The organism is Pseudomonas sp. S3_E10 (assembly GCF_054667615.1).
In genome coordinates this window covers 32,992-56,935 of sequence record NZ_CP162743.1, presented here as the reverse complement: position 1 = coordinate 56,935, position 23,944 = coordinate 32,992, and the positions used below count along the sequence as shown (strand labels likewise).

18 protein-coding genes and 1 pseudogene are annotated in these 23,944 nt (G+C 61.0%); 12 read left to right on the top strand and 7 right to left on the bottom strand.

Translation table 11 applies throughout. From position 1 onward, the window contains the following. The first annotated feature begins 22 nt into the window (after positions 1 to 22). The 3 genes from AB4N98_RS00235 (at position 23) to AB4N98_RS00225 (ending at position 3,077) form a co-directional block, all read left to right on the top strand. Entirely contained in the window at positions 23 to 655 is a 633-nt protein-coding gene (locus AB4N98_RS00235) for a LysE family translocator (RefSeq protein WP_017530715.1), read from the top strand. 89 nt (positions 656 to 744) lie between these two features. Continuing rightward, on the top strand, positions 745 to 1,803 hold the full coding sequence (locus AB4N98_RS00230; protein WP_065878551.1) for a diguanylate cyclase: 1,059 nt from the start codon (positions 745 to 747) through the stop codon (positions 1,801 to 1,803). 44 nt (positions 1,804 to 1,847) lie between these two features. Further along, a complete protein-coding gene (locus tag AB4N98_RS00225; RefSeq protein WP_460149150.1) occupies positions 1,848 to 3,077 on the top strand; it encodes a M20/M25/M40 family metallo-hydrolase in 1,230 nt (409 codons plus the stop codon). Positions 3,078 to 3,515: 438 nt separating this feature from the next. Here the strand turns inward: AB4N98_RS00225 and AB4N98_RS00220 are convergent, their stop codons facing one another. The 4 genes from AB4N98_RS00220 to AB4N98_RS00205 form a co-directional block, all read right to left on the bottom strand. Further along, entirely contained in the window at positions 3,516 to 3,824 is a 309-nt protein-coding gene (locus tag AB4N98_RS00220; protein ID WP_460149149.1) for a contact-dependent growth inhibition system immunity protein, read from the bottom strand. Further along, complete coding sequence (locus AB4N98_RS00215; protein ID WP_460149148.1) at positions 3,821 to 8,488, bottom strand: RNase A-like domain-containing protein; 4,668 nt, start codon at positions 8,486 to 8,488, stop codon at positions 3,821 to 3,823. Before AB4N98_RS00215 ends, AB4N98_RS00220 begins: the two co-directional genes overlap by 4 nt. A 146-nt stretch (positions 8,489 to 8,634) precedes the next feature. Beyond that, positions 8,635 to 11,718 carry an efflux RND transporter permease subunit gene (locus AB4N98_RS00210; RefSeq protein ID WP_068932171.1) on the bottom strand — a complete coding sequence of 1,028 codons (3,084 nt, stop codon included), beginning with the start codon at positions 11,716 to 11,718 and terminating at the stop codon, positions 8,635 to 8,637. Positions 11,719 to 11,720: 2 nt separating this feature from the next. Next, complete coding sequence (locus AB4N98_RS00205; RefSeq protein WP_460149147.1) at positions 11,721 to 12,827, bottom strand: efflux RND transporter periplasmic adaptor subunit; 1,107 nt, start codon at positions 12,825 to 12,827, stop codon at positions 11,721 to 11,723. Between the two features lie 101 nt (positions 12,828 to 12,928). On the opposite strand from AB4N98_RS00205, the gene AB4N98_RS00200 reads away from it, so the two are divergent. The 7 genes and pseudogenes from AB4N98_RS00200 to AB4N98_RS00170 all read left to right on the top strand — a co-directional run bounded on the left by AB4N98_RS00200 (position 12,929) and on the right by AB4N98_RS00170 (position 18,865). Next, complete coding sequence (locus AB4N98_RS00200; protein ID WP_017528974.1) at positions 12,929 to 14,134, top strand: MFS transporter; 1,206 nt, start codon at positions 12,929 to 12,931, stop codon at positions 14,132 to 14,134. A 103-nt stretch (positions 14,135 to 14,237) separates the two neighbouring features. After that, positions 14,238 to 15,104: a pirin family protein gene (locus AB4N98_RS00195; protein WP_017528975.1), complete on the top strand. Its 867-nt coding sequence runs from the start codon at positions 14,238 to 14,240 to the stop codon at positions 15,102 to 15,104. Positions 15,105 to 15,271: 167 nt separating this feature from the next. Next, entirely contained in the window at positions 15,272 to 16,717 is a 1,446-nt protein-coding gene (locus AB4N98_RS00190; RefSeq protein ID WP_017528980.1) for a mechanosensitive ion channel family protein, read from the top strand. A gap of 49 nt (positions 16,718 to 16,766) precedes the next feature. Then, positions 16,767 to 16,940, top strand: a pseudogene (locus tag AB4N98_RS00185) (LpxA family transferase); the annotation flags it as partial. Between the two features lie 107 nt (positions 16,941 to 17,047). Further along, positions 17,048 to 17,566: a sigma-70 family RNA polymerase sigma factor gene (locus tag AB4N98_RS00180; protein WP_017528982.1), complete on the top strand. Its 519-nt coding sequence runs from the start codon at positions 17,048 to 17,050 to the stop codon at positions 17,564 to 17,566. Continuing rightward, on the top strand, positions 17,563 to 18,483 hold the full coding sequence (locus tag AB4N98_RS00175) for a FecR domain-containing protein (RefSeq protein WP_116078905.1): 921 nt from the start codon (positions 17,563 to 17,565) through the stop codon (positions 18,481 to 18,483). Before AB4N98_RS00180 ends, AB4N98_RS00175 begins: the two co-directional genes overlap by 4 nt. A 166-nt stretch (positions 18,484 to 18,649) precedes the next feature. After that, entirely contained in the window at positions 18,650 to 18,865 is a 216-nt protein-coding gene (locus AB4N98_RS00170; RefSeq protein WP_003173733.1) for a TOBE domain-containing protein, read from the top strand. A gap of 46 nt (positions 18,866 to 18,911) precedes the next feature. On the opposite strand, the gene AB4N98_RS00165 is transcribed toward AB4N98_RS00170, so the two are convergent. Then, positions 18,912 to 20,057 (bottom strand): MalY/PatB family protein, encoded by a 1,146-nt coding sequence (locus tag AB4N98_RS00165; protein ID WP_460149145.1) that lies wholly within the window; start codon positions 20,055 to 20,057, stop codon positions 18,912 to 18,914. A 167-nt stretch (positions 20,058 to 20,224) separates the two neighbouring features. Between AB4N98_RS00165 and ggt the strand changes: the two genes are divergently transcribed. Beyond that, entirely contained in the window at positions 20,225 to 21,949 is a 1,725-nt protein-coding gene (gene ggt / locus AB4N98_RS00160; RefSeq protein ID WP_017528985.1) for a gamma-glutamyltransferase, read from the top strand. A gap of 60 nt (positions 21,950 to 22,009) precedes the next feature. Continuing rightward, entirely contained in the window at positions 22,010 to 22,804 is a 795-nt protein-coding gene (xth, locus tag AB4N98_RS00155) for an exodeoxyribonuclease III (RefSeq protein ID WP_017528986.1), read from the top strand. Between the two features lie 30 nt (positions 22,805 to 22,834). Here the strand turns inward: xth and AB4N98_RS00150 are convergent, their stop codons facing one another. Both AB4N98_RS00150 and pnuC read right to left on the bottom strand, forming a co-directional pair. Next, positions 22,835 to 23,371, bottom strand: coding sequence for an AAA family ATPase (locus AB4N98_RS00150; protein WP_017528987.1), 537 nt, complete (start codon positions 23,369 to 23,371; stop codon positions 22,835 to 22,837). Continuing rightward, positions 23,368 to 23,931 (bottom strand): nicotinamide riboside transporter PnuC, encoded by a 564-nt coding sequence (gene pnuC, locus AB4N98_RS00145; RefSeq protein ID WP_017528988.1) that lies wholly within the window; start codon positions 23,929 to 23,931, stop codon positions 23,368 to 23,370. The genes AB4N98_RS00150 and pnuC overlap by 4 nt, the downstream gene beginning before the upstream one ends. Positions 23,932 to 23,944: the final 13 nt, after the last annotated feature.

Below are 23,944 nucleotides of genomic sequence, written 5' to 3'. Positions count from 1 at the left end.
CCGTTTCCCTAGGTCACAGGCCATGACAAGTGCGTTAACGCTGTCTTCGTTTCTCTATTTCCTGCTGTTTTGCGCCACCATGACCTTCAGCCCCGGCCCCATGACCCTGTTGCTGTTGAGCCTGGGTTTGAAGGACGGCCTGCGCAGGTCGATCCCGGCGCAGATCGGCGCCAGTGTGTCGTACCTGATTTCAATCCTGATCTTTGCCGTGGGCTTCTCGGAATTGATCAAGGGTAACGTCGCCATCGCCCAGGGCATCCAGTTCGTCGGCGTGGCCTACATTCTGTACCTGGCCTACAAACAGTGGACCAGCAGCGGTGTGTCGATCGACCAGGGCGCTGCCGCACAGGGTTCGCGCAGCCTGTTCGGCAAGGGCTTGTTGACCGGGTTTTCCAACCCCAAGGCCCTCATCATGTTCAGTGCCGTGTTCCCGCAGTTCGCCGGGGCAGGGGAGCAGAGTTCGGCGGCCGACATCGCCATCCTCGGGGCGACCTTTCTGCTGCTGCAATTCGCCAGTGGGTGCCTGTATTGCTATTTCGGCCAGCGCATCAAGCATGTGCTGGAAACCCCCAGGCGCCGGGTGCTGTTGCAGCGGATCGCGGCCGTGTTGCTGTTGGGGGTGGCGTTGATGCTGGCGCGCGGGTTTTCCCACTGAGTGTTTTGGACGAAGGGCGCACGAGCGATGGTGGCGATATGCCCGTATGCTGATAGACTCCGAGTATTCTTCCTGGATGACACCCCACCATGCCAGCCAACGGAGGAAAAGGACTTCCGCTCGCTTTGCGCCTCTACAAATCCCGCTCCCTGGGGCTGACGCTCGGTTTTGTGTGCGTAGTATTTGGCATGTACCCGCTCAATCCTCCCATGTGGGTCTGGGCGTGGATGGTGATCAACGCCTTTGCCTGGCCTCATCTGGCCTTCCAGCTGTCTTTGCGCACCACCCAGGCACTGCGCAGTGAGCGCCGCAACCTGTTGTTCGATTCGTTTTGCGGCGGGTTCTGGGTGGGCGCGATGCATTTCAACCCGCTGCCGAGTGTCACCACCTTGTCGATGATGACCATGAACAATGTCGCCATCGGTGGGCCGCGCTTCATGTTCGCCGGCTTAATGGCGCAGACCCTGGGCATCGGCACGGCGCTGCTGATCTTCGCTCCGGCGTTCATGGCCTTGACCACACAGGCGCAGTTGTATGCCTGCTTGCCGATTCTAATGCTGTACCCGTTGGCGCTCGGCTGGATCTGCTATCGCCAGGCCGTGACCCTGGCGCGCCATAAACGCGAATTGCTGGCCCTGAGCCGCACCGACAGTTTGTCTGGCCTGCTCAACCATGGCGCGTGGAAAGATCACCTGGAAATTGAATTCCAACGCTGCCGTCGCGATCATCAGGGCGCGACGATTGCGCTGATCGACATCGACCATTTCAAGCTGATCAACGACACCTACGGCCACGTCACCGGCGACATCGTGCTGCGTCAACTGGGCAAAATACTGCGCCAGAACCTGCGCGTCACGGACCTGGCCGGGCGCTACGGCGGCGATGAGTTTTGTGTGATCCTGCCGGGCATGCCGCTCAACCACGCCACCGACGTGATGGAGGCGTTGCGCGATCGCTTCAACGCGTTGGCCTATGCCCAGGACCCGGCCTTGCGCGCCAGTTTGAGCATCGGCCTGGCGCCGTATCAACCCGGGCACGCCGATTCCACCGGTTGGCTCAACGACGCCGACCTGGCCTTGTATGAAGCCAAAAGCAGCGGGCGCAACCGCGTCAACGCGGTGCAGGGGGCTTGGTTGCGGTCTGTCTAGTGGGGTAGGGTGTGGCGGCCCCTACACCAAACAAGGATCGGTTTATGCGCTTCATCTTCCCGCGTACCCTTCTGGCCGCCACCCTGGCCTTGCCCTTCGCACTCCCGGCCTACAGCGCCGAACCCCACAAGCAGATCCAGGCGCACGCCGAGCAGTACAAGGCCGAGGCGTTGAAACTGCTGGAACGCCTGGTGAATATCGATTCGGGCTCCGGCTACGGGCCGGGCCTGACCCAGGTCAGCGACATCGCCGTAGATGAGTTGAAGCAGTTTGGCTTCAGTATCGAACGCGTGCCGGACGCCGCCGCCAACAGCAACCATGTGATCGCCACCCTCAAGGGCACCGGCAAGGCCAGAATCCTGTTGATGGCGCACATGGACACGGTATTCAAGGAAGGCTCCGCCGCCGAGCGCCCGTTCCATATCAAGGACGGCCGCGCCTACGGCCCGGGCGTGATGGATGACAAGGGCGGCATCGTTGCCGGCATCTATGCGCTCAAAGTCCTGAAAAGCCAGGGTTTCACAGACTACGCACAGATCACCTTCCTGCTCGACGCCAGCGAAGAAACCGGCTCCGACATCGCCTCCGAACTGATCCGCAACACCGCCAAGGCTCACGACGTGACCCTGAACCTCGAACCCGGCCGCCCGGCCGACGGCCTGGTGGTGTGGCGCAAAGGCAGCGCCACCGCAGTGGTTGAAGTCAAAGGCAAAGCCGCCCACGCCGGTGTCGCCCCGGCACTGGGGCGCAACGCCGCCATGGAAGCCGCGCACCAGATCCTGCAATTGGGCAAGTTGGGCGATGAAGAGAAGAAAACCACCATCAACTTCACCGTGATCAAGGCCGGCGACCGCACCAACGTGATTCCTGACCAAGCCACGGCCAAGGCGGATGTGCGCGCGGCATTGCCGGAAGAGTTTGATCGCATCGAAAAAGACCTGGTGCGCGTGTCAGCGAACAAACTGATCCCGGACACCGAAGTGACCACCAGCCTCAAGCGCGGCCTGCCACCGATGCCGCAAACGCCCGAGTCGGACAAATTGGTTGCGATTGCCCAAGGGATTTATGGGGAATTGGGCAAGACATTGACCATTGAAGGCAGCGGCGGCGCGGCGGATGCGAGCCTGTCGGCCGGGGTAGGGACGCCGACGTTGGATGGGTTTGGGATTGTGGGCGGCAATATTCATACGCCCGAGGAGTATGCCGAGGTGGAGAGCGTGGTGCCGCGGGTTTACCTGCTTAGCCGGATGATTATGGAGCTTTCGACGCGGTAATTTGAAATTGGGCCGGGCTCACGCTGATGGGTGAGCCTTTTTGGTGAGCAGGCCCGGTGGTGAGCAGGCTTGTCCTGCGCTGGGCTGCGAAGCAGCCCTAAACCTGACACTGCTGATTGAGCTGATACATCGCATCGCCTGACGGGGGGGCGCTTCGCGGCCCAGCGCGAGCAAGCTCGCTCACTACAGGGGATTGTGGGTGTGGGAGTGTGATAATAACTTTCGTCATTAAGTGCGCCACTCGTCAGCGATTTCGAGACCGTGGTTTTGGACTGGATTCGTAATTGTATTCCTTTATAACGAGCAACACTGCATTTCAGTGAAAATTACTGATGGGAAGGTTGGTTGTGGGTTAAATCATAGCGCTGCATCTCATTTAATCTCCTGTATAAAACGTGGCATTTGATAATGGTGGTGATGTTTATGGTGGGCTTTCATTTATTTTAAAGGTTTGGAGTTTTTCAGGGTTGATGCAATATGCCTAAGCCATGTCTCTCCGTCTTTCCACTCATTGCGATAATAATAGTAGCAGCCTATGCATTTGAATAAGTAATCCTCAAGTTCTTGTTCTGTCTTTTTGCAGGCTATTAATTTGTCTAGCTCTATTAGTACTTTGTTTATCGTGTCTGCATCTGCTTCAGAGATAAAAAAATCAATAACGTCGTTTGCGCTTTCATGGTCTTCAGGCCAGTCTTGATTAAAGTAACCGGCAAGAAATTGCTGCAGTTCGAAATAATCTTGTTTCATGGGTCAGGATATCCAGTATGAATTCGATAGCCGGGGTGCATATTTATGTCTTTGCGGATGACTAGATAAATTCTTGTTCCGGAAACAGCCGCTGTTGTGTTTTTTTTAATGCAGGTCCCTACAGGTCCTTTGGTTTCGTGATTAATGATAAGTTGATTTTGGTTGCCTTTTAGAAAATTATCAATTTTATCTTGGTTTTCATCTAGCACAACAGATATTTCCCGTTCTGCTGCTGCGCGATCATGGAATGTAGAGGCCGCCGGGATATTCGGCTCCTGCCTCAGACGATACAGCAACTGTTGGTTAGTTCTGCCTATGTGTTTTTCCTTTAAGTGGCCTCCGGCTGCCTCATGTGCGTCTAAACCTCCTCCTGGAACTATTACGCTATACGGTCCTTCCGGGCAGTTTGTCTTTTTAGAAGTCAGGCCCAGCGGATCAATCCATCCCGTAGGATTGAGTACGTACTGGTAGGCGTTGATCCCTCCCGCCAGCTTCACCGGATCCGGCGTCAGGTAGCGACCAATGTCCGGACTGTAGTAGCGATGGCGGTTGTAGTGCAGCCCGCTTTCCGGGTCGAAGTACTGGCCCTGGAAGCGCAGCGGGTTGTCGATTTTTCCGATGTCGAGTCGGCTGATTTGGCCGTAGGCGCGGTAGTGGGCGGACCAGACGATTTCGCCATCAGGAGCTGTGAGTTCCTGCGGCGTGCCGAGGTGGTCGAGTTGGTAATGGTAGGGCTTGGTGTCTTGTGGGCCGAAGCCTTCCAGCAGGGCGAGCGGCCTAAAACTATCGGGTTCGTAGAGGTAGCTTCGATGACGATCCGCATGGTGCTCGGCGATGAGTTTGTCGCCTTGCCAGAAAAACTCGGTCGTTATGCCATCGACGGTTTTGCTGATGCGTCGCCCGAATGGGTCGTAGCGATAGCTCGCGGTCTGGCCGTTGGGTTGTGTAATACCGATCAAGCGATGCTGGCAGTCGTAGCGGTACTCGGTAACGAGTTGATGGCCCTTGCCGCGCCGTTCACGGATAAGGTTGCCGAAGGCGTCATAGTCGTAGTGCCGGTCGCCCTGAATCATCAACCGATTGCCCGCCACAATGTCCGGGCCGGGGCGGTCGTGCATCAGTAGATTGCCGGCTGGGGTGTGGCCGAAGCGTTCGTGCAGGTCTTGCGAATGGTCGGCGCGGGTGAGGCGGGCTAGTGGGTCGTAGCGGTAGTGGTGTTCGCCTTTGCGGGTGTCGTTGAGGCGGGTGAGGTTGCCGGATTTGTCGTAATCGTAATGGCGTTGGTAGAGGTGGTTTTCCTGTTGGGTGACGGTGTGGGCGTGCAGGCGGTGTTGGTCGTCGTAGTGGTAGTGGCTGAGGAGTTGGCCTTGTTGGCGCTGGTGTTCCTGGCCGGATTTGAAGAGATGCGAGGTCAGTAATGCGCCGTTGAGTTCGACGGTAGCGAGGTCGCCGCCTTTACCGTGGCTAAAAACCAGGCGGTTGTTGTCTGGCAGGCGTAAATGTTGAAGCTGACCGCAGGCGTCATAGCCATAGCGCAAAGTGCCCCAGCCCTGATGCTCGCCGGTGAGGCGGTTTTGCGAGTCGTACTCGTACGCCAGCGCCCAGTGGCCGTCGTCGACGCTGAGGAGGTTGCCCTGGCGGTCGTAGGTGTAATCGACCTTGTTGCCGTCGGGTAGGGTTTTTCGTACGAGTCGGCCGGCGTGGTCGCGCTGGTAAAAGGTAACTAGCTGACTGCTATCGTCGCCGTGTTCGGTTTTTTCCTGCAGGTTGCCGTTGAGGTCGTAGACGTAGGCGGTGCGTTGGCCGTCGAAGCCGATTTCCTGCTGGATCAGGCCGTTGGGGTGGTAGTTGAGCCGGTAGGTTTCGCCGACTTCGTTTTCGATTTCGGTGAGCAACAGCCGAGCGTTGTCGTAGCGGTAGTTGACCTGGCTGCCATCGGCGTTGAGGCGGCGGCTGATCAGGTGTAGGCCGTCGGCGTATTCGTAGCGGGTGACGTGGCCGAGTTCGTCGCGTTCGGCGGTGATTTTTCCGTAGGGGTTGTAGCTGTATTCTCGCGTGGCACCGCCTGGCAACACGATGCGAATCAATCGGCCGACGCTGTCCCATTGGTATTGGGTCAGCGCGCCTTGTTCATCCTCGCGGGCAATCTGGCGGCCCAGATCATCGTAGCGATAGCGCTTGGCGCCGCCATTGGGCAGTTGCTCTTCAATGAGCTGGCCGCGTTCGTTCCACACCAGCCGATGACAACTGTGGTCGGGATACCAAACGCCCGTTAGTTGCCCGTACTTGTTGTAGCTGTAGTCCGTCACCTCACCATCGGGATCGGTCCTACGCGTCACGTCGCCCTGGTCGTTACGCTCGTATTTCCAGACCGCCTCACCACGCCGCACCACCCGTACGAAGCCGTTGTCATGCTCGTAGGACGTCGGTTCATCATCTCCCGGAAACAACGCCACCAAGCGTCCGGCATCGTCGTACTGATACGCCGTCACCGCCCCGAGCGGATCCTGCTCGACCGTCAGTCGACCCTTGTCATCGTAGGATTTGAAGTGCTGGGCGCCGTCCGGATCAATGCGCTGCACCAGCCGTGCGCGGTCATCGTGGACATACACTTCCTGACTGCCATCGGCGTTATGCACGACCACGCGGCCGTTGTCCTCCCAGACATACCGCGTATCCATCTGCGAAAAACTGGCCCAGTGCCGGACACACCGCGCCGCCTTGCCAGAGCGCTCCCATTCCCAAAAGAAGCTCGCGCCACCGGCCAAGCCCCGCTCAAGAATCACATGCTGCTCGTCGTACCGATAAACCTCGCTTTCGCCGACGGCGTTGGTCGCGCAAACCAGTCGTCCGGCGTCGTCATAGGCGTAGGAAACAACGTTCTGTTCCGTGATCCATTCGTAAGGCTCGTACCCCTTGGCCCGCTGAACCTGGTAATCCACCGCCACCATGCGGCCCAGTTCATAGCGCAAACACAACGAGCGACCCACACCGTTATCCAACCGTGCAATACGCCCCAACACATCCCGCGCAATCCGCAGGCGGTTGTCATACGCATCGCTGATCGAGACCAGCACCCCGTCACGAAAGTGATAAAACCGCGAGGCCTGGGCCAGCACTAACTCATCCGGCGAAGCCCCCAAATAGATCGCCGCTTCAGCCAGGCTGTTGGTGATCGCCGGTCGCGCCTCGGTCGGCAGTGGAAACGAAACAGTACGGTTTTCATGGTCGGTCCACACCACCGAATCGCCCGAAACAGAAAGCCGCTGCGCCAGCGAATGACTCCAGCCAAACCCCAGCCCAACATCCACTTCCACCGCGCTGGTGCGGTACAAACGGGTCCACTCAAACGGCAATATCCCGTCCAAAACACCATCGGTGAGGGTGAGCAATTCCTCCCCAGTGACCATCGACACCGGGCAGCCATTTGTCGCTGTTTTGTCCGCCGAAGTCGCCGCGTCACCCTTGGGATTCGTAGCCACGACCGGCACATCATCGACAGACTCCTGCCGAACCAATACCGTCCGCTGGGACTTGTTACGAACCAACGGAACAGGGTTCGAAACCACGTGTTCCCCAGCCTTCAACGGCGCAACCGGAATCGTCTTGATCGGCGTTGGCGCGCTGCCCAGCAGCAATGGCCTGGCCACTGCGACATGCGGTTCCAGACCCGGCCCTACCATCTGCTTGGCCAGCAGTTCCAATAACTCGCGCGCCCGGGCGGACTTGATCGAGCCCAGCACCTGAGCCCCCAGCCGAACTGCGATGCCCATCGCACCCATTACACGCATCAACAGCAGATTGATCAGCACCTCGCCGGTGATCTCACCCCACAGTTCATTCATCTGCGGCGGCGGCAACATGCGCGTCCAACTGACTATCGCCGACAGGTAGATAAACAGCAGCGGCTCGTCGCTGAGCACCAGTAAGCCGTTGGCAATCTTTTCGTTGCCCAGTTTCAGCAGCGCATCAAGTTCGGCGTGGGAGAGGTAGGCCAACAACTTCTCGCTGTTGGCCTTGAGGTCCGCCAGCAGCTCATACAACTGCGTGACGTTGTCCCACAGGTTGAAGAGAGCTTTTCCGAGACCGCTGATAAACGCCGCTTCCAGCATGCGCCGCCGATCAAGTGGCTTGGCCTCGGCATAGTCTTGCCACTGGGCCTGGAAGGTAGTGGTCCACGCTTCACGCAGACGGATGTCCAACCCCGCGATCACCGACTGATAAGACGCATACAGCGCCTTGACGTGATCCTTGGAAACGTTGGGATAGAAGTTGATGCGGTATTGCTGGTTGCGATCACACTCGGTGACTTCGAGGATGCCGCTGGGGCCAATGGTCTTGTGGATCGGCTCGCCCAGCGGGCCACCGTTTGGGTCGATGCGTTGCAGTACCACCGGCGTATTGCCGATGGGCACAAACTGCGTGCTTTGAAACAGGTGCACCAGGGTCAAGGTGCCGTTGGCCGGGCACGTGGCGACGGTGCTGTTGGGAATAATCGAACGATTGATGGGGGCGGCCAATGCCACCTGATCGCCCACCTTGAATACCTGCTCGACGTCCAGTGTCGAGAAGCTCCAAAAGCGCTCGGCCCAGTCGTCAAACGTATTCAGGCATTCACGAAAATCACGCAAGACGCCGTCGATATCGACTGTCTTGACGTCCATTGGGGTCAGGGCCAACCGGCCTATGGCCGGGTTCAAAACACGGCCCCATCAAGCTGGGCCATCACAAAACAAACCATCTGCACTCCCTCGCGCTGTGTATTCAGGCGAGGGACTTTGCAGAGGTTCTCAGGGGAGGGGAGTAGAGCTTATCCGGCGCTTATGTGGGAGGTTTCGACAACCTTTGTCTTCTCACGCCCCAGTACCAGGCTGCACAGTGCCGGCAGGAACAACAGCGTCAACACGGTGCCCACCAGCACGCCGCCGATCAGCACAAACGCGAGGGACGACCAGAACACCGACAACGTCAGCGGAATGAACGCCAACGCGGCCGCCAGCGCGGTCAGGATCACCGGCCGTGCGCGCCGTACCGTGGCTTCGATGATGGCCTCGCGAATCGGCATGCCGTGGTCCTGGTTCTGGCGGATCTGGTCGGTAAAGATCAGCGTGTTGCGCATCAGGATCCCGCCGATGCCGATCAGCCCCAGGATCGCGTTGAACCCAAAGGGCTGGTTGAACAGCAGCAAGGTCGGCACCGCGCCGATCAAGCCCAGTGGCGCGGTGGCGAAGACCATGAACATCACGCCGAAGGAGCGTACCTGGAACATGATCACGGTGAGGGTCAGCAGGATCATGATCGGGAACAGCGCCGCCAGGGCCACGTTGGCCTTGGCACTTTCTTCCACCGGGCCGCCGATGTCGATCTGGTAGCCGGCAGGCAGCCTGGCGATCAGCGGTTGCAGGTCTTTGTACACGGCCATTTCCACATCGGGTGGTTGCACGCCGTCGATGATGTCGGCACGCACTTCCACGGTGGTTACGCGGTCGCGGCGTTTGAGGATCGGCTCTTCCATCACCGCCTGGAAATGCCCGACCTGGGCCAGCGGTACCGAGGTGCCGGCGCTGTTGGTCAGGGTCATGTTGTTGAGGTTGCCGAGGTTCTCGCGCTGGTTGCCCTGGGCGCGAGCGACCACCGAGACGGTGCGGTTGCCTTCGCGTACTTCGGTGATGGGGTTGCCGCTGAGCAAGGCGTTGAGCTGGGACTTGACCTCATCGGGGGTGAAACCCAGCAGGCGCAGGCGGTCTTGGTCCAGCACCAGGCGATAGCTGCTGGTGCGCTCGCCCCAATCGAGAAACGCGTCCTTGGTCAGTGGGTTGGCGGCGACCACTTTGCGCACGTCTTCGGACAGGCTGCGCAGCACGTCCACGTTCGGGCCGGACACGCGGAACACTACAGGGAACGGCACCGGCGGGCCGAACAACAACTGCGTCACACGTACCCGCGCCGCAGGAAACTCACCGGCGGCGATACGCTCGCGCATCCGCAGTTTCAGGGCGTCGCGGGCGTGGGAGTCCGGGGTTTGCACGATCAATTTGGCGAATGCCGGGTCGGGCAACTCAGGGTTCAGCGACAGGAAAAAACGCGGAGCGCCGCCGCCCACATAGGTGTCGACCATCGATGTCTGCGGCTCTTGCAGCAGGGCTTTCTCCAGCTGCGCGGCCACCGCCTCGGTGCTTTTGAAGGCACTGCCGGGCGGCATGTACACCTCAAGGATCAGTTCGGAACGGTCGGAGTTGGGGAAGAACTGCTTCTTCACCACGCCCATGCCCAGCCCGCACAGCACAAATGCTGCGACCACCAGGCCGGTCACCAGCCAGCGCCGGCGCACGCAGGTGTCTACCAGGTTGCGCAGTTTCTGGTAATAGCGCCCGGCATAAATTGCGTCGTGGCCACCCGGCACTGGTTTGATCTGCGGCAGCAACTTCACCCCCAGATACGGCGTGAACACCACCGCCACCAGCCAGGATGAGATCAGCGCAAAGCCGACGATCCAGAAAATATTCCCCGCGTATTCCCCAGCGCCCGACCGCGCAAAGCCCACCGGCAGAAAACCGATGATGGTCACCAGCGTACCGGTGAGCATGGGCGCGGCGGTGGAGCTCCAGGCGAAGGTGGCGGCGTGAATCCGATCAAAACCTTCTTCGAGTTTCACCACCATCATTTCAATGGCGATGATCGCGTCATCCACCAGCAAGCCCAGCGAGATGATCAGCGCACCGAGGGTGATGCGGTCAAACTCGCGGCCGGTCATCAGCATGATCACAAACACGATGGATAAGGTCAGCGGCACCGCAGCCGCCACCACCAACCCCACGCGAAAGCCCAGGGCCAGCAGGCTGATGACCATCACCACCGCCAGGGCGACGAAGAATTTGAGCATGAATTCATTCACCGCCAGGCTGATGTTCTTGGCTTGGTCGGAGACCTTGGCGAAGTTCACGCCCAAAGGCAGGTCAGCCTGGATCCTGGCTTCCTGGGCCTGGAGGCTTTTGTCCAGCTCCAAGCCGTTCCAGTGTTTTTCCATGATCACCCCGAGCATCAGCGCCGGGTCGCCCTGGTGGCGGATGCGGTAGCTGGGCGGGTCTTCATAGCCACGGCTCACGCTGGCCACGTCGGCGATGCGCAGCACGCGGCCATTGACCACCAGCGGCACGTTTTCAATCAGCGCCAGGCTGTCAAATGCGCCGTCGATACGGATATAGGCGCGGGCACCGGCGGTTTCCACAAAGCCCGACGGCGCCACCGCGTTTTGCGCGGCGAGGGCGGCGAAGATCTGATCGGGCTTGATGCCCAGGGTTGCCAGCCGCTCATAGGAAAATTCGACGAAGATGCGCTGGGCCTGCTCGCCGAGGATATTGACCTTTTTCACGCCCGGCAGGTTGAGCAAACCCTGGCGCAGTTCCTCGGCCATCTGCACTTGTTGGCGATGGGGCAGGTGTTCGGCTTCCAGGGCATACAGCGCAAAGTACACATCGGAATACTCATCGTTGAAGAACGGCCCGATCACGCCCTTGGGGAGTCTGGCGGCTTCATCGCTGAGTTTTTTGCGGGTCTGGTAGAACAGGTCCTGGATCTCGCTGGGGCGCGTGGATTCGAGAAATGTCATGCGCATCGACACAAAACCTGGTTGGGCGATGGTCTCCACGCGGTCGTAGTAGTCCAGTTCCTGCAGGCGCTTTTCCAGGCGGTCGGCCACCTGTTCCTGCATTTCCTGGGCGGTGGCGCCGGGCCAGGCGGCGGTAATGGTCATGACCTTGACGGTGAACGATGGGTCTTCGGCGCGGCCCAGTTTGCCGAACGAGAAGATACCGGCGGCCAGGATCGCGATGATCAAAAACAAGGTGACCGCGCGATGCTTGACCGCCAGCTCAGAGAGGTTGATGCCGCGCATGATCATTGGTCCTGTTTGCGGTTGAGGGCCAGCGCCTGGGCGGGCTGAAGGCGCACAACGTCGCCGTTGTGCAGCAGGTGCGCGCCGAGGGCGACGACGGTAGCGCCCGGGCTCACGCCGCTGTCGAGCAGGGCGTCTTCCTGGCCCAGGCCGGCAACTTTGACGGGGGCAAAACTGACCTTGTTGTCCGCGCCGATCAGCCACACGCCAGTTCCCTGCCCGGCGTCATGCAACGCACCGATGGGCACGCGGGTCTGTTGGGCCTGGCCGTTGCCTTGCAGGCGCACGGTGATGGTGGAGCCGAGGGCGAAACGCTCGACATTGCCATGCAGTACATACCGGGCGCGGTAGGTGCGGGTGGTCGGGTCGGCGCTGGCGGACAGCTCGCGCAAGGTCGCCGTCACGGTTTGGTCGGGAGCGCCGAAGGGGAACGCCAGGGCTTTCTGGGCGGCCAGGTCGCGTTGGTTTTCCGGCAGGTTGACGATGGCTTCACGGGCCCCGTCATGGGCCAGCCGCGCGACGATTTGCCCTTCGGCGACCACCTGGCCGCGATCCACCCGCACATCGGTGATGATGCCGTCGCCATCGGCCTTGAGCACTGAGTAGGTGCGGCGGTTGTCGATCTGGCTGGCGTCCGATTGCGCCGCGGCCAACTCGGCCTCGGCAACCCGCAGGTTGGTAGCGGACTGGTCGAAGATCTGCCGCGACACGGCGCCGGTACTGGCCAGGCGTTGGTAGCGGTTTGCATCGTCGCGGCGTTGGCGTAATTGCGCCTGGGCAGCGTTGACGCGGTTCCTGGCCGAGCGCAGGGCCAGTTCGAAGTCACCGATATCCAACACCAGCAGGGTGTCGCCACGGGACACATGCTGGCCGGGATCGACCTTGCGCTCGATCACCTTGCCGCTGACGCGAAAGCCCAGGTCACTTTCCGTACGGGCCGCGACCACACCGGTATAGGCGCTTTGCTGGCTGCCGGCGGCTTCGACATGGGTGGCAAGTACCGGGCGCGGCTGTGGCGTTTGGGCGGCGGTATCCGCCTTGCTGTTGCAGCCACTGAGGATGATCAACAAAGCCAGGGGCGTGAGAAGACGCAGGGAGAGAGGGGGCATGGCGGACTCCGGGGTAACCAGTGGGCAAAAAATTATGGACATAATTTTTTACGCATATTATGGTCGAAATATAAATTAATCCAGCCCCCCGGATGATCCCCATGCTCAATACCCCGGCGCCCTCACGCAGCTTGTTGTGTTTATTGGTGGCCCTGACGGCACTCGGCGAAGTCTCGACCCAATTGATCATCCCCGGTCTTGGCGTTATCGAGCAGGCGCTGGTGGCGCCGCCGGGCTCGGCCTTGATGGCGTTGTCGGCGTTTGTCGCGGCTTTTGGCCTGGGGCAGTTGGTGTTCGGGCCGCTGTCGGATCGCATTGGCCGCCGCCCGGTATTGCTCGGCGGGTTGGTGCTGTATGGGGTGGCGACCTTGTCGATGCTGTTGGTCAACGATATTCATCAGTTTATTGCGGCTCGCGTACTGCAAGGCCTGGGCGCCTGCGCGGCGCTGGTGTTGGCGCGCACGGTGGTGCGGGATGTGTGGAAGGCCGAAGCGGGGCCGGCATTGGCGTTGACCATGATCGGCATGCTCTATGCCATCGTGGTTGCGCCGATGGTCGGCGGCCTGCTGATCAAGCTGGTGGGGTGGCGCGCGCCGATCATGCTTGCGCTGGCGATCGGCAGCGCGGTGTTGCTGCTGGCGCTGTTGTTCTTTCGAGAAAGCAATCACTACCTGGACCCCAAGGCCGGCCACTGGCGCACCCTGGGCGGGCACTATCTGGATTTGCTCAAGGGTCGCCAATATCGCGCATTCGCGGTGGCGTTGGCGTGCACCTATGGCGCGATGTTCGCGGTAATTGCCGGGTCATCGGCGGTCTTTATCAACCTGCTGGGCTTTAGCAGCCTGGAGTACGGCATCAATTTTGGCCTGATCGTGTCGATGCTGATCGTTGGGTCTACTTACACCCGACGCAATATCCTGCGCCTGGGGCCGCAACGGATTGTGGCGATGGGGGTGACGCTGGTCGCCATCGGCGGGGTATCGGCCGCGCTGATTTACGCGCTGTTTGGTTTGTCGGTGCTGGGCCTGGATATTCCAATTGCCCTGGCCACCTTGGGCGGCGGCTTGGTGTTACCTGGCGCGGTCACCGGCGGGGTCATGCCCAACGCGCACCGCGCCGGCCTGGCCGCGGGCTTGATGGGTTTTGCGCAGATGTTCGGCGCCACCTGTAGCGGCCTGTTGCTGAGCCAACTGCGTGATGCAAGTGCGACACCGATGATCATGATCCAGGCGGGTTTTGCGCTGATGGCGTTTGTCGCGTTTCACCTGTTGCGTAACCGGCGCGGGGCCCTGGTCTCAGCGGCGTGAGGCGACGGTTAATCGTTCTATGCATGGAACACTCAAGGCTGTTTATGCCATCTAGCGCTGAATTGGTATCAGCTATAAGGTGTATGCACTTTGGAGGATTACCATGAAAAAACTCATCGGCATCTACACCAGCCCTCGCGCCCACTGGGTCGGCGACGGTTTCCCGGTGCGCACGTTGTTTTCCTACGACAACCTTGGCAAACACATCAGCCCGTTCCTATTGCTGGACCACGCCGGCCCGGTCGATTTCACCCCGACCGAACAACGTCGTGGTGTCGGTCAACACCCCCATCGCGGCTTCGAAACCGTGACCATCGTTTACGCCGGTGAAGTCGAACACCGCGACTCCACCGGCGCCGGCGGCACCATTGGCCCAGGCGATGTGCAATGGATGACCGCCGCCAAAGGCATTCTTCATGAAGAGTTCCATTCCGAAGCTTTCGCCCGTAAAGGCGGCGCAATGGAGATGGTGCAACTGTGGGTCAACCTGCCGGCCAAGTCCAAAATGGCCGAGGCCGGCTACCAGACGATTGTCGACGGTGATATTCCCGCACTGCCGCTGGCCAATGGCGCCGGCAACCTGCGCTTGATTGCCGGAGAGTTCGCCGGGGTCAAAGGGCCTGCACGGACCTTCACGCCAATCGACGTGTGGGACATGCGCCTAAACGCCGGTAAGCCCGTCACGCTAGACCTGCACGCCGGACGTAACACCGCCCTGGTGATCCTGCGCGGCACCGTGCTGGTCAACGGCGAAGAAGTGGCACGTCAAGGGCAACTGGCATTGTTCGAACGTGACGGTACGCAACTGGTGTTGGAGTCCAACGATGACGCCATGGTGCTGCTACTCAGCGGTGAACCGATCGACGAACCCATCGTTGGGCATGGGCCGTTCGTGATGAATACCGAACAGGAGATTCACCAAGCGTTTGCGGACTTCCAGTCGGGAAAGTTTGGGCGTATGGGCGCATGAAGCCTCACCGCGACCCCTCTGGCCGCTGGCTTGAACTGCGATAGCAACGCCGTGGCGTTACGCATACGTTGAGGCGTTTGCATCGCGGATAAGTTGGCGCCCACATTTTGTTTTCCAGCGTTCTCAATTCATGCGATCTTCACGCCATTCGCCCTGGAGTCGCCTGGATGCCCTCATTTATCTCTGATCACCCGATGCTGTGCGCCCTGGCGTTGATCCTCATCGACATCGCTGTGTGGCGCTTGATTTCGGTCAGGCTCGCCAATTGGAAACTCGTCGCACGCCTGGTCATTTTTGCGGTGTTCAGCGCTGTACTGTTCAACGACGGCATGAACCCCATGCTGGTCCCGCCGTATGCCGACAACACCGCCTTGCATATGGCGGCCACGGCCTTGCAGATCGGCTGGTGGCTGTTCGCGGCGCGTACGCTCACGGTGTTGCTCGGTGCGCTGATGGTGCAGCGGGTCGGGCATACCGGGCGGTTGTTGCAGGACCTGATCGGCGCGGTGATTTTTCTGATTGCGATCATCGCCGCGCTGGCCTACGTACTCGACCTGCCGGTCAAAGGCGTGCTGGCCACGTCCGGGGCGGTGGCGATCATTGTGGGCCTGGCGTTGCAAAGCACCTTGAGCGATGTGTTCTCCGGGATCGTGCTCAACACCACCAAGCCTTATCAGCTGGATGACTGGATTTCCATCGATGGTACTGAAGGCCGGGTCACCGATATCGACTGGCGCGCCACGCGCTTGCAGACCTCGCAGGGCAGCATGGCGGTGATCCCCAACTCCCTGGCGGCCAAGGCCAAGATCATCAACTTTTCGCGCCCGGCGGATATGTTCGGCCTGGCCGTCAGTTTGCAGGTCAGCCCCCACGCGCGCCCGCAAACCGTGATCGAAGCATTGGAGCGCGCGATGCAGGGCTGCCGACCGTTGCTGGCCAAACCGGCGCCGAGCGTGGCATTCAAGACCTCGGCCAGTGGCGGAGTGGAGTATGAAATCAGTGGGTTCGTGCCCGCCATGCCCCTCAAGCGCGAGGTGCGCAACCAACTCTATGACCTGGCCTTCCGGCATTTGCAGGCGGCGGGCGTGAGCCTGTTGTCGGCGGTCGAAAGCGCCACGTCGGTAGCGACTTCACGGCCACGGGCGCTGCTGGACAGTTCGTCGATTTTCTCCACGTTGCGCCAAGAAGAAAAGGAAACCTTCAGCCAGAACATGACCCTGCATGCCTACCGCGCCGGCGAGATGATCCTGCCGGCGGGCGAGGTGAGCGACCACTTGTTTATCGTCGAGTCCGGCGTGGTCTCGGTGATGCTGATCAAGGGCGGGCACGCGTTCGAGGCCGGGCGCATGGGCCCGGGCGAGGTGATTGGCGAGGCGGGTATTTTGACGGAGCAGGCGGCCCTGGCGGACTTTACCGCCAAGACCTTCTGCACGTTGTACCGCATCGAAAAGGAATACCTGACCCCGTGCCTGGACGCGCGCAAAGACATCGCCGACGCGATGAAAACCCTGCTGGATTTCCGCCTGCACGCCGCGCAGGCCCTGACCCAGGAGGCGCCGGTGGTGCCGGTGAAGAAGGGCTTTATGCAATGGCTGCGCAAGCGCGGTCTCTGAGCACTGAAGGTTTGGAGCTTGATCCGACTCACCGACTACATCGCCAACGTTGCCCAAACCCCCGCTGATCATCGGCGCCCATTGTTTTATTGCCGGCGGCTCACTGCTGCGTGGCGGTTGCGGGGTGGATGCGCACTGCATTATCGGTCCGGGCGCCGAGTTGAAAACCAGCTTTTTGTTCAGTGGCAGCAAGCGGGCTCATTTCAATTTTGTGAGGGACGCTGAGACGACCTTATAAACGCAGCGTTGAAAAGACCATGGTGCAACGGCGCGATATTAAATAGAATGAATCTCATTTGAGACTCACTCGCGCCGCGCAGGTTGCTTGCCATGAATGATGCTGTTGCCCCGACGCACGCCCCTGAACCGACGCTATCGAGCCTGTACCGTGACCACCGCAGTTGGCTGGAAAGCTGGCTACGCAGGCGCCTGGGCAACGCCTGGGACGCGGCGGACCTGAGCCAGGATACGTTCCTGCGCGTGTTGGCCAGTGCCCAGCCGCTGGCGCAGTTGCACGAACCCCGCGCTTACCTGGTGACAGTGGGCAAGCGCCTGCTGGTGAATTTTCATCAGCGCCGCAGCCTGGAACAGGCCTACGTGAACGCGCTGGCCAATTTGCCTGAAGCCTGCGTGCCATCGCCCGAACAGCGCTGGCTGGTGCTGGAAACCCTGCAAGCCCTGGACGAATTGCTCGATGGCTTGCCGGTGCTGGTACGCCGTGCGTTTTTGTGGAGCCAGTTGGAAGGCCTGGGGTACCGCGAGATTGCCGAGCGCCTGCAGGTTTCCGAACGCACGGTAAAACGCTACATGGCCCAAGCCTACGAACACTGCCTGCTGGTGGACCTGTGAGCCGCGAGGTGGCGCGTGCCGCCGCTCAGTGGCTGGCGCTGCTGGAATCCGGTGCCGCCACCGAGCGTGACCACGCCGCGTTGCAGCATTGGCGCGACAGCCATCCCCAGCATGAGCACACCTGGCAGAAAGCCCAATCCCTGCGCCGACGTTTCAGCGATTTGCCTCAAGCCTTGGCCATGGCCAGCCTCGATCGCCCGCAACCCGGTCGCCGCGCGGTGCTCAAACGCGCCCTGGGTGTGGCGGCGTTGCTGCCGGCCGCCTGGTTGATCAGCCGTCAGTTGCCCGTCGACACCTGGCGCGCCGACCTGCACACCGCCACCGGCGAACGCAAACGCCTGCCGCTGGCCGACGGTGCCAGCCTGCAACTCAACACCGCTACGGCGGCTGACGTAGACGTGGCGCAGCGGCGTATCAGGTTGGTCGATGGCGAACTGGCGTTGAATGTACCCGGCATGGCGCCGATGACGCTGCAAACCCGCTATGGCGAGTTGCTGGTCAGCCAGGCTGAAGTCTGTGTGCGCCAACTGGCCGCCGGCTGTCGGGTGTCGGTGCTCAAGGGCGCGGTGCAAGTGCGGGATTTGAACGGCAACAGCACGACCTTGCAGGCAGGGCGGCAAGCGCCGTTAAAGGCCAGTGGGCTCGGCTCCTCGGCGCCATTTGATGTACTGCAACTCGGTTGGCGCGATGGTGTGCTGAGCGCTCAGAACCAAACGCTCGGCGACTTTTTGCGCGAACTGGAGCGCTATCGTCCCGGCGTGTTGCGCTGGGAGCCGGGCCTTGAAACCTTGCGGGTAACCGGCAGTTTCCGCCTGGACGACACCGACCGCATCCTCAGCCTGCTGGCCTCGACACTGGGCCTGGAGGTGCAAGCGCGGACGCGGTATTGGGTGAGCTTGCGCAAAAAATTGGCGTGATACCTGTTGGGTGGCGAGGACGGCAGCGGCTTGATCGGTTGTCATGCATATATCTAAAATGAATAAATAAAGAGTTATATATTCCTTTTGATGTGTGTGCCGATGGCGCACTTTGGGGGCCTGCGCATTCGTGCGGATTGACCCAACAGCCAAAAGGAAAGCCGACATGACCATTAAAGCGATCAACGTGCGCAACCAGTTCAAGGGCGTGATCAAAGAGATTCTGCTGGGGGAAGTGGTGTCGGAAATCGACGTGCAAACCGCGTCCGGCATCGTGACGTCGGTGATCACCACCCGTTCGGTGCGTGACTTGGAATTGAAAGTGGGCAGTGAAGTGATCGCCTTCGTGAAGTCGACCGAAGTGTCTATCGCCAAGTTGTAGGCGCAGGCCCCCGCGTACCGGCGGGGGGCTGTTCTTGGGGCGTGCTTTAGCGGTTTTGCAAGCTGCGCTCCAAGCGCTGCAAGCCTTCTTCCAGCATCGCCCGCGGGCAGCCGAAGTTCAGGCGCACGAACTGTTGGCTGTCATCGCCGAACTCAATCCCCGCACTCAAGCCGACCTTGGCCCGGTCCAGAAAGAACTGCTGCGGGTCTTCCAGGCCCAGGGCCGTGCAATCGAGCCAGGCCAGGAAGGTACCTTGCGGCGCATGCATCACCACACCGGGCAGGCGAGTGTTCACGGCATCGAGCAGGTAGTCGCGGTTGGCTTGCAGGTAGTGCTTGAGCGCTTCAAGCCATTCGCCGCACTGGCTGTAGGCGGCGCGGGTGGCTTCCAGGCCCAGTGGGCTGACGCTGTCGACCATGCCGCAACGCGCGTTGTTGAAACGCTCGCGGATCTCGGCGTTCTGGATCACGGCAAAACAGGTTTTCAAGCCAGCCACGTTGTAGGCCTTGCTCGCCGACATCAGCGTGATGGTGCGCTGCGCGATCTCTGGGCCGAGGCTGGCGGTAGGGATGTGGCGGCGGCCATCGAAGCACAGTTCGGCATGGATTTCGTCACTGATGATCAGCGCGCCTTGCTCCAGGCACGCGTTGGCGAGCGCCAGCAGTTCTTCACGCGGGAACACTTTGCCTATCGGGTTGTGCGGATTGCTCAGCAGCAGGGCGCCGGCGCCATTCAGCGCTTCGTTCATGGTGGACATCGGCGTGACATAGTCGTCGTCGACCAATTGAAACGGCACTTCAATACGCGGCAAATTCCAGTGCCCGGGCGCCAGGCGAATCGGGCGATAGTTCGGGGTTTGCAGCACCACCGGCTGGCCAGGCGCTACAAACGCGTGCAGCGCCATGTTGAACCCCGGTTCGACGCCGGGCAAAAACAGCAGTTCTTCAGGCAGCACGCGCCAGGCGTACTTGGCCCACAGGTCGGCCACGATGGCGTCGCGTACCTCCGGGCCGGCCACGCTGTAGCCGAGGATCTGCTGGTCCAGGCGCGCATGCAGGGCTTGCAGCACGGCGGGCGGCGCGGCGATATCCATGTCGGCGATCCACATCGGCAATACATCGGCCGGGTAACGGTTCCACTTGGTGCTGCCGGTGCCGAGGCGTGGGTGGATCTTGTCGAAATCAAAGCTCATGGAGGCGCTCGTGTCTGGGAGGCGGCGGAAAGTGGCGCGAAATATAGCATGGGTGTTTTGATGGCCGTTCTGTGACCGACAAGTTCTGTAATAAAAACGCCATTGCGCTGGGGATTAAACCCGCCACGGGCTATTTTGGTGCATCTCAATAACCAGAGTAGCCATGGATGAAATACCAACCCTTCAGCCGTACCTTGATTGCCACCGCGCTGGTGTTGACGGTCAGTGGCGTGCACGCCGCGTCCCAGGCCCCGGTGGCCGGTGAAAATGGCATGGTGGTGACGGCCCAGCACCTGGCAACGCATGTGGGCGTGGATGTGCTCAAGGCGGGCGGCAACGCGGTGGATGCGGCGGTGGCCGTGGGCTACGCGCTGGCGGTGGTCTACCCGGCGGCGGGTAACCTGGGCGGCGGCGGCTTCATGACCGTGCAACTGGCGGATGGGCGCAAGACCTTCCTCGACTTCCGCGAAAAAGCGCCGCTGGCGGCTACCGCCAATATGTACCTGGACAAGGACGGCAACGTCATCGAAGGGCTCAGCGCCAAGGGCCACCTGGCCGTCGGCGTACCCGGCACGGTTTCCGGCATGGAGCTGGCCCTGAGCAAATACGGCACGCTCAAGCGCGCCCAGGTGATCGCCCCGGCGATCAAACTGGCGGAAAACGGCTTCGCCCTGGAGCAAGGGGATATCGACCTGTTGCACACCGCCACCGGCGAGTTCGAAAAAGACAAGGACCTGCGCGGTATCTTCCTGCACAACGGCCAACCGATGCAGGTGGGCCAGAAGCTGGTACAGAAAGACCTGGCCAAGACCCTCAAGGAAATCTCCGCCAAGGGCGCGGACGGCTTTTATAAAGGCTGGGTCGCCAAGGCGCTGGTGGATTCCAGCCAGGCCGGCAAGGGCATCATCACCCAGGCGGACCTGGATAAATACAAGACCCGCGAACTGGCGCCCATCGAATGCGACTACCGTGGCTACCACGTGGTCTCGGCGCCGCCTCCAAGCTCGGGCGGCGTAGTGATCTGCCAGATCATGAACATTCTCGAAGGCTACCCGATGGCCGACCTGGGCTATCACTCGGCCCAGGGCCTGCACTACCAGATCGAAGCGATGCGCCACGCCTACGTGGACCGCAACAGCTACCTCGGCGACCCGGACTTTGTGAAGAACCCGATCGAGCATCTGCTCGACAAAAACTATGCGACCAAGCTGCGCGACGCGATTGAGCCGCAAAAGGCCGGTGACTCCCAGGCGATCAAGCCGGGCGTGTCGCCCCATGAAGGCAACAACACCACCCATTACTCCATCGTCGACAAGTGGGGTAACGCGGTTTCCGTCACGTACACCTTGAACGACTGGTTCGGCGCGGGCGTGATGGCGAGCAAGACCGGCGTGATCCTCAACGATGAAATGGACGACTTTACCGTCAAGGTCGGCGTGCCGAACATGTATGGCCTGGTGCAGGGTGAAGCCAACGCCATCGCCCCAGGCAAGGCGCCGCTGTCGTCGATGAGCCCGACCATCGTTACCAAGGATGGCAAGGCCGTGATGGTCGTGGGCACGCCGGGCGGCAGCCGTATCATCACGGCGACCTTGCTGACGATCCTGAATGTCATTGACTACAAGATGAACATCCAGGAAGCGGTCGACGCGCCGCGTTTCCACCAACAGTGGATGCCGCAAACCACCAATCTGGAGACCTTCGCGGTCAGCCCGGACACGCAAAAGATCCTCGAAAGCTGGGGCCATCAGTTCGCGGGCCCGCAGGATGCCAACCACTTGGCGGCGATCCTGGTAGGCGCGCCATCCCTGGGGGGCAAACCGGTGGGTAACAACCGCTTCTACGGCGCGAATGACCCGCGTCGCAATACCGGGCTGTCGCTGGGTTACTAAGACGGAACATCGACCCACCTTCCAGGCTCTACCCAAAGAGCCCTGGAAGGAGCCCGTTCCATGAAAGCGCTTAAAATTGCCACCTTCAACATCAATGGTCTGCGGGCGCGCCTGCCCAACCTGCTGCAATGGCTGGCGCGCGAGCAGCCCGACATCGTCTGCCTGCAAGAACTCAAGGCACCGCAAAGCCTGTTCCCCTACACCGACTTCGAAAGCGCCGGCTACGGTGCGATTTGCCTGGGCCAGGCGGCGTGGAACGGTGTGGCGATCCTGGCGCGGGACGCCCAGCCGCTGGAAAGCCGACGTGGTTTGCCCGGCGATGACGACGACAACCAAAGCCGCTATATCGAGGCAGCCGTGCACGGCGTGTTGGTTGGCTGCCTGTATTTGCCCAACGGCAACCCGCAACCGGGGCCGAAATTCGACTACAAACTGGCCTGGTTCGAGCGCTTGATCGACTACGCGGGCGCGCTGCAAGCCAGCAAGCATCCCGTGCTGTTGGCGGGGGATTTCAATGTGGTGCCCACTGACCTGGACATCTACAACCCGCGCTCCTGGCTCAAGGATGCCTTGCTGCAACCCGAGAGCCGCGCCTGTTACCGGCGGCTGCTCGACCAAGGCTGGACCGACGCCCTGCGGCACCTGTATCCCGAGGAGCGTGTGTATACGTTCTGGGATTATTTCCGTCAGCACTGGCAAAAAAATTCCGGCCTGCGCATCGACCATCTGCTGCTCAACCCGGCACTCAAGCCGTACTTGAAAGACGCGGGCGTGGACGCCTGGGTGCGTAACGAGCCCCACGCCAGTGACCATGCGCCGACCTGGATTCAACTGGGCACGCGTAAAAAGCGCTGATGCCCGCGCCGATCAGCATCCGGCCTGCCGTCAGGCGGGTGAGGGCGTGGCGAGCAACTGCGTCACGGCGGCGAACGCCTGGGCGCGCCGCGCGGCCCAATCCCCGCGAATCACCACTACGGGCTGGCGATGCTGCTGCATCCAGTGCAGGCTGGCCTGGAAAAACGCGCGGCGGTCCGCCAGCTCCGGTTGGCAGCGTTGGCCGTCGGCGGTCCATTCGACATCTTCGGGCGAGAGCAGCAAGTGCAGGTCGTAGTGGCGCGCCAGCAACTCGTCATCGAGCCAGGCGGGGTAATCGCCGAACAAGGTCTGGCTCCAGAGCTTGTTGGTGAGCAGGTGAGTGTCGAGGATCAGCAGCCTGGGCTTTGCTGCGCGCGCGGCGTCTTCCCAGGCCAGTTGGCCGTGGGCGATAGCGGGAATATCCGCCAGGCAGGTGTCGCGTTGATGAACATCGATGAAATGCCGCACATATTCGCCGACCATCAAGCCGCCGAAATGCGCGTGCAGCTGCGCCGCCAACCAACTTTTACCGCTGGATTCGGGGCCGGCCAGCACCACTACCTTCATGGCTGCAACGCCGGGTCGGCGCGCCATTCACGCCAGCCTTGCACGGCGATCACAGTGAACAGCGCATAGAGCGCGGCGGTGAGATAGAGGCCTTTATAGAGGAACAGCCCGACGAAGATCACATCCACCGCAATCCACAACGGCCAGCATTGCACGCGCTTTTGCGCCATCCACATTTGCGCGACCAGGCTGAAGCCGGTGAGGGCGGCGTCGAGCCACGGTTGCGCGGCGTCGGTCCAGTGGGCCATGGCGGCGCCTAGCAACAGGCTGCCCACTGCGCCCACGGCCAGGCTGGCCATCACCGCAGGCACTCCCAGCCGGGTGACCTGGCGGCCGTGCTTGACTTCGCCGGCGCGGGTCCATTGCCACCAGCCATACACCTGCAGCGCCGCATAGACCACTTGCAGCAGCATGTCGGAATAGAGTTTCACGTCGTAGAACACCCAGGTATAGAGCAGCACCATCACCAGGCCGATGGGCCAGCACCACGGGTTTTGCTTGACCGTCAGCCAGACAGCGATCACCCCCAGGGCGGCGGCGATCAGTTCAAGCCCGGACATGGCGGATCCTTGG

Bases quoted from the DNA above. Each gene is read 5' to 3' on its own strand.
- xth (WP_017528986.1), top strand. From the start codon at position 22,010: ATGAAAGCGCTTAAAATTGCCACCTTCAACATCAATGGTCTGCGGGCG.
- AB4N98_RS00190 (WP_017528980.1), top strand. From the start codon at position 15,272: ATGCCCTCATTTATCTCTGATCACCCGATGCTGTGCGCCCTGGCGTTG.
- AB4N98_RS00170 (WP_003173733.1), top strand. From the start codon at position 18,650: ATGACCATTAAAGCGATCAACGTGCGCAACCAGTTCAAGGGCGTGATC.
- AB4N98_RS00230 (WP_065878551.1), top strand. From the start codon at position 745: ATGCCAGCCAACGGAGGAAAAGGACTTCCGCTCGCTTTGCGCCTCTAC.
- AB4N98_RS00150 (WP_017528987.1), bottom strand. From the start codon at position 23,371: ATGAAGGTAGTGGTGCTGGCCGGCCCCGAATCCAGCGGTAAAAGTTGG.
- AB4N98_RS00205 (WP_460149147.1), bottom strand. From the start codon at position 12,827: ATGCCCCCTCTCTCCCTGCGTCTTCTCACGCCCCTGGCTTTGTTGATC.
- AB4N98_RS00225 (WP_460149150.1), top strand. From the start codon at position 1,848: ATGCGCTTCATCTTCCCGCGTACCCTTCTGGCCGCCACCCTGGCCTTG.
- AB4N98_RS00235 (WP_017530715.1), top strand. From the start codon at position 23: ATGACAAGTGCGTTAACGCTGTCTTCGTTTCTCTATTTCCTGCTGTTT.
- AB4N98_RS00165 (WP_460149145.1), bottom strand. From the start codon at position 20,057: ATGAGCTTTGATTTCGACAAGATCCACCCACGCCTCGGCACCGGCAGC.
- AB4N98_RS00220 (WP_460149149.1), bottom strand. From the start codon at position 3,824: ATGAAACAAGATTATTTCGAACTGCAGCAATTTCTTGCCGGTTACTTT.
- ggt (WP_017528985.1), top strand. From the start codon at position 20,225: ATGAAATACCAACCCTTCAGCCGTACCTTGATTGCCACCGCGCTGGTG.
- AB4N98_RS00180 (WP_017528982.1), top strand. From the start codon at position 17,048: ATGAATGATGCTGTTGCCCCGACGCACGCCCCTGAACCGACGCTATCG.
- AB4N98_RS00215 (WP_460149148.1), bottom strand. From the start codon at position 8,488: ATGGACGTCAAGACAGTCGATATCGACGGCGTCTTGCGTGATTTTCGT.
- AB4N98_RS00210 (WP_068932171.1), bottom strand. From the start codon at position 11,718: ATGCGCGGCATCAACCTCTCTGAGCTGGCGGTCAAGCATCGCGCGGTC.
- AB4N98_RS00195 (WP_017528975.1), top strand. From the start codon at position 14,238: ATGAAAAAACTCATCGGCATCTACACCAGCCCTCGCGCCCACTGGGTC.
- AB4N98_RS00200 (WP_017528974.1), top strand. From the start codon at position 12,929: ATGCTCAATACCCCGGCGCCCTCACGCAGCTTGTTGTGTTTATTGGTG.
- pnuC (WP_017528988.1), bottom strand. From the start codon at position 23,931: ATGTCCGGGCTTGAACTGATCGCCGCCGCCCTGGGGGTGATCGCTGTC.